Below are 9,845 nucleotides of genomic sequence, written 5' to 3' on the forward strand. Positions count from 1 at the left end.
CGGACCGGGATCCGCAGCTCACCTGTTGGGCCGGTGAGGATCAGTGATGTCGCCTCGGCCGTCGCCGGGTCGCCGGCCCGGACGCGGATCGACGCACCGTCCTGCTCGACCTTCAGCCAACCGCCGGCGGCCGACGCGACCGCGGTCAGTGCGATCGGAGGCCCGGCCAGCCGCACCTCCGCGGCGCCTGCCGGGCCCAGCACCAGCTCCGCCGGTGTGGCCGTCGGGACGGCGACCGCGATCGCCTCCACTGCGGCCTCGGAGACCTTGCGGCTGTCGTCGTCCACCATCCCGTGCAGCGCCTGCCAGGCGGCGTAGGCCTGCGCGAGGTCCTCGTCGTACAGCCGCTCCCGCAGGTAGTCGACGACGCCGAACCTTGCCGCCGGCAACGGACTTTCCATCGCGTCGACCAGCTCCGGCGCGAGCGGTGCCGGCGTGATCCGCCGGACCCGGCTGCGAGCGATCAGCAACTCGCCCTGGGAGCCGAAGGTCCACATCTGCGGGTTCTGGTTCGGCGTGGCCCGGTGGACCCGGTCGGTCACGAAGCCGACCAGTTCGGTGAGGCCGACCCAGCCGTCGCCATCGCGGTCCGCGTCGCCCGTGGTCAGCCCGTCCACGACGGCACCGGTGAAGACCGACGGCTCCGGCGGCGAGCCAGTCGCCAGGTGACCGCCTTCGAAGGCGTACTCCATCGCGCTGGACGCGGTCACCACGACGCGCCCGCGCCCACCGCCGACGTCGGCCTGGCCCGCGAACGCGTCGAGTACCTGCGCCTCGGTGCCGGCGCGGACGACCATGCCGCGCGGGAACGCCCCGCCGTAGCAACAGTCCAGGAACAACGCGATCCGCTGTGCCCGGCTGTCGGCCATCTGCCGATTGACGAAGTCCGCCGCGACCGCGGTCGAGGCCAGCCGCGTCGGCCTGGTGTCCGCCATGGCGAGGAACAGCTCGCCGGACGCGTTCTTCACGCCGTGGCAGGAGAAGTGCAGCAGCAACAGGTCCTCCGGCGTCCGGTCCGCGAAGAAGTCCTCGACGGCGACCCGGATCTCCTGCGCCGACTCGTTGCGCAGCACGCGTACGTCGAACCCGCCGACGGCCGGGTCGGCGAGTACCTCGGCCAGCGCGGCCGCGTCCTGGGCCGGTGCGACCAGCCGCCGCAGTCCGGGATCGTCGTACTCGTCGTTGGCGACCACCAGGGCGACGCGGGCGCCGCTCATCTCACGCGTCCACTCCGCTGTGCCGTCGTACGAACGCGTCCACGAGCTGCTGCTGCATCTCGCTGCTGGCACTGCTCAGCTCGATCACGTCGCCGTCGATCGTCAGCTTCACCGTCCGCCCGGAGCCGGACCGCCGCAACCACTCGCGGATCACCGCGACGACCGAACCCAGTACCTGCAGGCCTGGGGCCAGCGAAACGCTCAGCAGGCCGGCGACCGCCGCCAGTGCACCTTTCGAACCCTCCGGTGCGGGTCCTTCGCCGGCGGGCTCGACCGAGCGGACGTCGAGCATCAGCAACTCCTGCCGCAGCAGCAGCGCCAGCACCTCGAGCTGTCCCTCGTCCGCCCCGGACTCCACGACTTGCACCCGGACGTTGTCGCCCATGGCCCCCTCCCACCCCCAGGCCTGTCTCCACAATGCGCCCGTACCGCCCGGGCCACAAGGGATGCCCTAGGCTTCGGGGAACGGGAGCGGGCCGAGCTGCGTCGGAGGGGCACGATGGTAGGCAAGCGGGGGCGGGTGATCGGGCGGATCGCGCCCGGGATCGTCGGCGAGGTGATGCTGCCGGTTCGGGGTGCCACCGAGGCCTTCTACGCTTACCCCGCGACCGACGAGGTGCTGGAGGTGGGGACGCAGGTGGTCGTCGTCGACTTCGACCCACCGCGCACCGTCTACGTCGCTCGCGCCCTTTAATTACGTTCCCTTGGAGGGGAAATGCTCTGGACGTACGTAGGCATCGCCGCCGTCGCGGTCGTGGTGCTGCTCATCGTGTTCCGGATGGTCTGGCGGGTGGCGGAGCCGAACGAGGCGCTGATCATCTCCGGCCTCGGCGCGCACTCCAGCAACGAGCAGATCAACGAGACCCTCGGCTTCAAGATCGTGGTCGGCCGCGGTACCGCGGTTCTCCCAGGTTTTCAGACCGTCCGGCGGTTGCCGCTGGACATCCGGGCCACGCCGCTGACCGTCACCTGCGTGTCCAGCCAGGGCATCCCGCTGCACATCAAGGGCGTCACGGCGTACAAGGTCGGTGACGACTACGGCTCGATCGCGAACGCCGCCCGGCGGTTCCTGGAGCAGAGCGACGAGCAGGTGATGGGCACCATCCACGAGCTGTTCGCGGGTCACCTGCGGGCGATCGTCGGTTCCACCACGGTCGAGGAGATGCTGCACGACCGGGAGACGCTGACCACGAACATCCGCGGCTCGCTGGCCGGCGACATGGAGAAGCTCGGCCTGGTCGTGGACTCGCTGCAGATCCAGGAGATCGACGACGAGTCCGGCTACATCAAGAACCTCGGCCGCCCGCAGGCCGCCGCGGTCGAGGCCGCGGCCCGGATCGCGCAGGCCGAGCGGGACCGGGAGGCGACCGAGCGCGAGCAGGCCGCCGCCGCGCAGAAGGCCGCCGCGGTCCGGGAGAGCTCGATCGCCCAGGCCGGTTACCAGGCCGAGGTCGACCAGGCGAAGTCGAAGGCGTCCCAGTCCGGCCCGCTGGCCGAGGCGCTGGCCCGCCAGGAGGTCGTGGTCGCCGAGACCGAGACCGCCAAGCTGAACGCGTCGCTGGCCGAGAAGCAGCTGGAGTCGACGGTGCTGAAGCCGGCCGACGCCGAGGCGTACCGGCAGCGCACGCTGGCCGCCGCCAACCGGGACGCGCAGATCGCGGCCGCGGAGGCGAACGCCCGCGAGGTCCAGCTCCGCGGTGAGGCACAGGCGAAGGCCACCGAGCTCACCGGTAAGGCGGAGGCGTCGGCCGTGCAGGCGAAGGCGATGGCCGAGGCCGCCGGTATCAAGGCCCGCGCCGAGGCCCTGGCCACGAACACCGAGGCCGTCGTCGCGCAGCAGCTGGCCGAGGCCTACCCGCAGATCGTCACCGCGGCGGCGAGCTCGTTCGACAAGGTCGGCAACATGGTCGTGCTGAACGGCGCGCAGGGCATCGAGGACACCCTGGTGAAGACCATCACGATGGGTGGTTCCGGGTTCGCGCTGGCCAAGCAGCTGATCGACTCCCTGGCCACCAAGAAGGACGAGGCCCCGAAGCTGGAGCCGGTCCCGGACGAGACCGCCTGACGCTTCGGCACAGAAGCAAACCGTCGATCGGTCAGCTCTGCAGTGAACTTGTGGGATCCCCTTGCACGCAAGGGGATCCCACAGGTTCGTCAGGCCGTCTGCAGAGTCAGGTGGTACGTCTGCAGGATCTCGTTGACCGGCTGGAACCACGTCTCGCCGCCAGAGCTGCAGTTGCCCCAGCCGCCGGAGGTGACGCCCTGCGCCTGGTCACCGGTGATGAACGACCCACCGGAGTCGCCCGGCTCGGCGCACACGTTGGTCTTGGTCGCGCCGTAGAACAGCTGACCGTTGCCGTAGTTGACGGTCTCGTTCTTCGCCAGGATCGTGCCGCAGTGCCAGTGTGAGGTCGAACCGCTGCGGCAGACCGACGAACCGATCGGCGCCTCCCACGATCCACGGACGAGCTGGTCGCTCACCTGTCCCCAGCCGAGCACCACGCCGACGTTCCACCAGCCGTAGCCGGTCGCCACCCAGGCATAGTCGTTGTCCGGGAACGACCAGCCCTGGAACGAGCCCTGGTCCGAACCGTCCCAGCCGCGCACGATGCCGCTCCGGCCGCAGTGGCCGGCGGTCACGTAGCCGCCCTGCACCGAGAACCCGATCGAGCAGCGGATGTTGCTGACGTAGTACGGGTCACCGCCGACGGTGCCTGCCGCGAAGGTACGGGGTGCCTGGGCCGCGACCTCCTTCACCGTGACGGCACCTGCCTTCGCCAGCTTGGCCACGAACGCGTCGACGGCCTTGGAACGCTTTCCTGCTTGGACGTTGACCACAACCGTGCCGGTCTTCGGATCGGCAGCCCAACCGCTCACGGCAGCCGGTACTGCCTTACCGGCCAGCTTGTCGACCGCTGCCTTCCGCTGATCCAGGACCTTCTCTGTGACGGGTACGGCGGTCACCTGGGCGCCTGTGGCACGTACGGCGGCCACGTGGTCCTGACCGACGATTCCTACGACCAGCTTCTGCGTAGCGGCGTCGTACCAGGCACCACCGAAAGCAGCACCTGCTGCCTTCTGAGCGGCCGGCAGTAGCTTGGCTGCTGAGGTCTCGGCTGCCAGTCGTTGCTGCATCTGCTGCTCGTTCAGACCGAAGTCACGTTGCATCGCAGCAGCCTGGCCCGGGACAGCCAAGGCCTGCGCTGTGGGCGCTGTCAGCGCAGCCGCCGTGAGTACGGCGGCTAGTAGGACCTTCATGTGAACTCTCCTCACCTAGGGGCGGTTCGGTGTATGAGAGCGCTCTCAGGACACGAGAGTGGACTAGTGAGGCGTAGCCGTCAAGAGTTCACAGGCCGAGGTACGCGAGAACCGCGAGGACGCGGCGGTGCCCGGAGTCCGTCGGAGGCAGGTCCAGCTTCAGGAACACGTTGCCGACGTGCTTGTGCACGGCACCGTCGGAAATGAACAGCTTCTCCCCGATCGCGGTGTTTCCCAGGCCTTCCGCCATCAACGCGAGTACTTCACGCTCACGCGGTGTGAGGCGGTCCAGCGGGCTGCTGCGCTTCACCATGAGCTGACTGACCACTTCCGGATCCAGCACGGTGCCCCCGCCCGCAACCCGGCGTACGGCCTCCAGGAATTCGTCCACGCGCGACACCCGGTCCTTGAGGAGGTACCCGACGCCCTCGCTGCCGGCTGCCAGCAGCTCGGCGGCGTACACCTCCTCGACGTACTGCGAGAACACCAGCACCGGGAGGCCCGGCCGCGTACGGCGGGCCTCGATCGCGGCCCGCAGGCCCTCGTCGGTGAACGTGGGTGGCAGCCGTACGTCGACGACCGCGATATCCACCTCGTGCTCGGCGACCGCCTTGGCGAACTCGTCCGCATCGGTGGCGATCGCGGCGACCTGGAAGCCGGAGTTGTCCAGCAGCAGGCTCAGGCCCTCGGCGAGGATCGGGTTGTCCTCGAGGATGATCACCCGCACGGAAGGATCACCTCGACCGTGGTCGGCCCGCCGATCGGGCTCTGCAGCTCCATCTGACCGTCGATCGCCCGCACGCGGTGCAGCATCCCATGCAGACCGCTCCCCCGGCCCAGCAGGTCGCTCTGCTCGCTGATCCGGGCTCCGCCGATCCCGTCGTCGGTGACGGCCAGGTAGAGCTCCGGACCGCGCCGTTCGAGCTGCACGTCTACGTGGCCGGCCGCACTGTGCTTGGTGATGTTGGTGAGCGACTCTGCGACCACGAAGTACGCAGCGGCTTCTACAGCGGCTGGTACGTCGCCGAGCTCGCCTATGCGAAGGTCTACCGGCAACGGGCACCGGGCGGCCAGTGCGGACACAGCACCGGCCAGACCGCGGTCGGAGAGGATCGGTGGGTACATGGTGCGCAGGACACCGCGTAGCTCGGTCATTGCCTGCTCTGCGCCGTCGCGGGCGTCGTCGAGAAGTTTGGCGGCCTTCTCGGGGTCCTCGGCCATCAACTGCTTGGCGACACCGATGCGCATTGCCAGCGACACCAACTGCGCCTGGGTGCCGTCGTGCAGATCCCGCTCGATCCGGCGCAACTCGGCGCCATGCGAGTCAACAGCACCCGCCCTGCTCTTGGTGAGCTCCTCCACCCGCTGCTCCAGTCTGACGGTTTCTAGTTGCTCCTGACTCGGCTCGAGCAGATCGAGCACCGCGCCGGCGTGAGCACGTGCCAGAGCAGGCAGGGCCCAGCCCAGGACCGCAAGACTGCTCAGCACCTGCCCGAAGCCGTTCGTCAACGCCTCGGTCCAGTTGTCGACAGGAACACCCAGCAGCGTGAAGCCTCCCGGATCGAGCTTCCACAGCACCATGCCGAGAAAGGCCGCGGGCGCACCGATCACTCCGAACGCTGTGACGGCAAGCTCAGGGACCATCACCACAGGGAGCAGCAGGCACCGCAGACTGCGCTTGAACGACTTGTCCCGGAACAGGGTCACCACGTCGCCCGGCGCCCGCGGCAGGGCCGGCGGCAACAGGTCGGGCTCGCCGGCACCGAGGTACTTCGCCGCCCGGCGCCGCTCGCTGTTCGCGAACCGCACGAGCCCTGCGGTCGCACCCGGGACGATCCAGCCCAGCAGCAGGCTGATCGGCAGCGCGCTCAGCAACGTGACCGACTTGAAGAAGCGCACGATCAGGTACGCCGCAGCCGGACCACCCCGGGACAGGATCTTCTTGAGCATGCCCTTATCTTCCGGCACTCGCACGGCCGCAGTCGGTACAGCAGGCTCTACCATCCACCCGGCAGCTCACCGGCTCGTGATCAGACGCCGTACTTCCTAGCGTCTGTCCACATGAAAACGAGTGTGCGAAAGCACGACCTCCCGGCCTGCGTCGCCCTTGCGTTCGGTGGCATGTGGCTGGCCATGTCACCGCTGCTACTCAGCGGCTTCCACCGCGACTCGGCCGACCTCGGCATGGGCACGCTCCAGCTTGTCTGCGTGTACGCCGCCATGCTGACACCCGCTCTGGCAGCCGTCATCGTCATGCGCCGCCTGCCGGACCTCCGGGGCGCACTGGGTTTCGTACGCCCCAAACGGCTCGGGGACTGCGTGCTGGCGATCGCCGTACCGCTAGGGCTCACCTTGGCATCGCTGGTCGTCGCATGGCTGGCCGGTACTTACAAGTTCGGCTCCCCGTCCGGCTTCCTCGGCTGGGCAGCGCCGCTGGCAGTGCAGTACGTCATCTCGCTGCCGTTCTTCTTCGGCGAGGAACTCGGCTGGCAGGGCTACCTGCTCCCACGGCTGCTGCAGTACGGCCGTCTGGTCGGTTACCTCGGTACCGCGGTCGTCTTCGCCCTCTGGCATCTACCCACGCTGTTGATGGGCGGCCAGTACCCAGGACACTCGTTCGCCGGGTCCATCGGTGCTTTCGTCATCTCGTGCCTGCTCGTCGTCCCCATCTTCAGTTGGCTGCGGAATCGCTCCAACTCCGTGCTGCCCGCCGTCCTGGCACACGCCGCCGTGAGCGGGCTGACCATGCGGACCGCGTGGTACCTCGGCACGCCCGGCCAGGACATGGACCCAATGCAGGTCGGACTGCAGGCCTGGCCGGGATGGGTGGTGATGGGACTGTTCGTCGCCTGGCTCGTCCGGACCAAGCGGATCTGAGGACGCTTTCGTCAGCGGGAGAGGATCACGCGGCCGCGCAGGGCGATCAGGCGGGGGTGCGTCAGTACGGCGGGATTTGCTCGTGGGTCCTCGTCGTACACGACCAGGTCGGCCGGGTCGCCCGGGCGGAGCTCGCTCGGTGCGCCGAGCCACGCACGCGCGGCCCACGACCCGGCGGCCAGCGCCTGCTCCCCCGACATCCCGATCTCGGTCAGCGCCTGGATCTCCTGCGCGACCAGCCCGTGCCCGAGAACGCCGCCCGCATCGGTCCCCGCATACACCGGTACGCCGGCCTCGAACGCGTCCCGCAGCCGCTGCAGCCGGCGTTCGTACAGGTCGGTCATGTGCGCGGCGTACACCGGGAACTTCCCCGCGGCCTGCTCGGCGTACTGCGGGAAGTTCTCCAGCTGGATCATCGTCGGTACGACGGCCACCTGGCGCTCGGCCATCTCGCTGAGCAGGCCGGGCTCGATGCCGGTGCCGTGCTCGAGGCAGTCGATGCCCGCGGCCAGCAGGTCCGGGAGGGCGTGCTCGCCGAAGACGTGCGCGGTGACCCGGGCGCCGAGCTCGTGGGCGCGCGCGATCGCCGCGTTCAGCGCCTCGGCCGGCCAGCACGGCGTCAGGTCGCCGGCCTCGCGGTCGATCCAGTCGCCGACCAGCTTCACCCAGCCGTCGCCGCGCCGGGCCTCCTGCTCGACGTACGCGACCAGCTCCTCGGGCTCGATCTCCCAGCCGTAGTTGCGCAGGTACCGCTTCGAGCGGGCCAGGTGCCGACCCGCTCGGATGATCTTCGGCAGGTCCTCACGGTCGTCGATCCAGCGCGTGTCGACCGGCGAGCCGGCGTCCCGGACCAGCAGCGCCCCGGCGTCCCGGTCGGCGATCGCCTGCTGCTCCTGGGTCTGCTCGTCGACGCCGCCGTGCTGGTCGAGACCGATGTGACAGTGCGCGTCCACCAGTCCCGGCACGATCCAGCCGCCCGTGTGCACGGTCGTGACGTCAGCAGCGGCAGGCCGGTCGACGACCAGCCCGCCGCTGAGGTGGATCTCCTGCTGCTCGCCGGCCGGCAACACGGTGCCGACCAGCTTCAGTACACCGGTCATGAAGCGACCGTACTATCCGTGCGAGCCGCCGCCCGGCGTGCAGGTCGGAGTGGTGGTCTCGTTGCCGGCGCAGGGCGTCCCGCTCGGCGTCTCCGTCGGGGTGTCGGTCGGCGTCGGCGTGGGAGTCGGGGTCGGCGTGGGGGTCGGAGTCGGCGTCGGCGTCTTGGTCGGCGGCTTCGACGGCGTCTTGGTGGGGGTCTTGGTCGGCGTCCGGGTCGGCGTCGACGTCGGGTGGTGCGTCGGCGAGCCGGTCGGCGTCTCGATCGGCTGCAGCGTCGGCGTCTCCCACGGCGTCGTCGGCTGCACGGTCGGCACCGTCGTGGTGCTCGTCGGCGGCGGCGTCGGGGTCGCGGTCTTGGTGTCGTCCGGAATGCTCGGCACCTGCCGCGGGTCGACCCGGCGGTCGGCGTTGCCGGACGGCTTCGCCGCCGCGATGTTGCCCTTCGCGTTCGGCACCAGGACGGCGTCCTTGCTGTACAGCCGCATCCACTTCAGCACGGTGGCGACGAAGTCCTTGGAGTGGTGGTAGCGCAGCAGCGAGGAGACCAGGTCGCGCGGGTTCCGCAGGTCGTCGCCCTCGGAGCAGAGCACCACGGCGACCGTGGTGACCGCGTCGTACACGTTGTTCGGGTTGCGGAAGCCGTCGCCGTTGCCGTCGGCGCCGTACTCGGTCCAGACCTGCGGGATGATCTGCATCGGCCCGACGGCGCGGTCCCAGACCGAATCCGCGTCGTACTTGCCCTTGTCGGTGTCGGCGATCCGGGCGTTGCCGTGCCGGCCGTTCAGCTCCGGGCCGAGGATCCGGCCGCGGGTGGTGCCGGCCACGTCGACCCGGCCGCCGCTCGCGTGGTCGGACTCGACCTTGCCGATCCCGGCCAGCAGCGGCCAGGTCAGCCCACAGTTCGGCCGGACGACCGCGAGATTCGCGGTGGCGCGGCGGTAGGCGGGGAACACCCCGCGGGGGATGCCGTTCACGGCACCGGGCCGCCCGGGACGGACGACCGACCGCCCGTCGGTGGCCCCCTGCACGGGGACGTCGGCGAGGGCGGGTTTGTCGGATCCGAGCTGCCCGTCCACTCCAGGACGCTGCGGCACGACCATCGTCAGCTCGTCGAACTCACCGCTGTTCAGCCCGGCACCGGGCGACGGCGCGACCGGACTGCCCGCCGTCAGCTGATCGGCGGCACCGGTGCCCCCCGAGGCGACGGTCACAACGGCCCCGACCAGAAGCGGGGCGGTACACAGTGAAGCGATGATGATTTTGACCCGACGGTTACCACTACGGGTTAGGCGCATAGCCCCTTCAACGAACCAAGCGCCAGAAAGTTACATCAAGACGACGCAAAGTTACGGCCCACAGAAACCGCTCGGAAAACCGGCACCGAGGTAACGA

The 9,845-nt window shown here is 69.6% G+C and carries 10 protein-coding genes; 3 read left to right on the forward strand and 7 right to left on the reverse strand.

Annotated elements, in window-relative coordinates; translation table 11 throughout:
• The coding region (locus VFF46_RS14450; protein WP_325037626.1) for a caspase family protein at positions 1-1,217 on the reverse strand (1,217 nt) is incomplete at its 3' end.
• A 1-nt stretch (position 1,218) separates the two neighbouring features.
• On the reverse strand, positions 1,219-1,602 hold the full coding sequence (locus VFF46_RS14455; protein ID WP_325037627.1) for a hypothetical protein: 384 nt from the start codon (positions 1,600-1,602) through the stop codon (positions 1,219-1,221).
• 114 nt (positions 1,603-1,716) lie between these two features.
• Here VFF46_RS14455 and VFF46_RS14460 point away from each other — a divergent pair, with 114 nt between their 5' ends.
• On the forward strand, positions 1,717-1,911 hold the full coding sequence (locus VFF46_RS14460) for a hypothetical protein (protein ID WP_325037628.1): 195 nt from the start codon (positions 1,717-1,719) through the stop codon (positions 1,909-1,911).
• A 21-nt stretch (positions 1,912-1,932) separates the two neighbouring features.
• Entirely contained in the window at positions 1,933-3,282 is a 1,350-nt protein-coding gene (locus VFF46_RS14465; RefSeq protein ID WP_325037629.1) for an SPFH domain-containing protein, read from the forward strand.
• Positions 3,283-3,371: 89 nt separating this feature from the next.
• On the opposite strand, the gene VFF46_RS14470 is transcribed toward VFF46_RS14465, so the two are convergent.
• The 3 genes from VFF46_RS14470 to VFF46_RS14480 all read right to left on the reverse strand — a co-directional run bounded on the left by VFF46_RS14470 (position 3,372) and on the right by VFF46_RS14480 (position 6,425).
• The gene (locus VFF46_RS14470; protein WP_325037630.1) at positions 3,372-4,475 is read right to left on the reverse strand and encodes a S1 family peptidase; all 1,104 of its coding nucleotides are present in this window, start codon (positions 4,473-4,475) and stop codon (positions 3,372-3,374) included.
• Positions 4,476-4,563: 88 nt separating this feature from the next.
• The gene (locus VFF46_RS14475; RefSeq protein ID WP_325037631.1) at positions 4,564-5,202 is read right to left on the reverse strand and encodes a response regulator transcription factor; all 639 of its coding nucleotides are present in this window, start codon (positions 5,200-5,202) and stop codon (positions 4,564-4,566) included.
• Positions 5,193-6,425, reverse strand: a complete 1,233-nt coding sequence (locus VFF46_RS14480) for a sensor histidine kinase (RefSeq protein WP_325037632.1) — start codon at positions 6,423-6,425, stop codon at positions 5,193-5,195. The genes VFF46_RS14475 and VFF46_RS14480 overlap by 10 nt, the downstream gene beginning before the upstream one ends.
• Positions 6,426-6,536: 111 nt before the next feature.
• Here VFF46_RS14480 and VFF46_RS14485 point away from each other — a divergent pair, with 111 nt between their 5' ends.
• A complete protein-coding gene (locus tag VFF46_RS14485) occupies positions 6,537-7,352 on the forward strand; it encodes a CPBP family intramembrane glutamic endopeptidase (protein ID WP_325037633.1) in 816 nt (271 codons plus the stop codon).
• A gap of 11 nt (positions 7,353-7,363) precedes the next feature.
• On the opposite strand, the gene VFF46_RS14490 is transcribed toward VFF46_RS14485, so the two are convergent.
• On the reverse strand, positions 7,364-8,452 hold the full coding sequence (locus VFF46_RS14490) for an amidohydrolase family protein (RefSeq protein WP_325037634.1): 1,089 nt from the start codon (positions 8,450-8,452) through the stop codon (positions 7,364-7,366).
• Positions 8,453-8,464: 12 nt separating this feature from the next.
• Positions 8,465-9,664 (reverse strand): lytic transglycosylase domain-containing protein, encoded by a 1,200-nt coding sequence (locus tag VFF46_RS14495; protein WP_325037635.1) that lies wholly within the window; start codon positions 9,662-9,664, stop codon positions 8,465-8,467.
• Positions 9,665-9,845 lie beyond the last annotated feature (181 nt).

Origin of the sequence: Kribbella sp. (assembly GCF_035655035.1) — a bacterium.
Lineage (GTDB): Bacteria > Actinomycetota > Actinomycetes > Propionibacteriales > Kribbellaceae > Kribbella.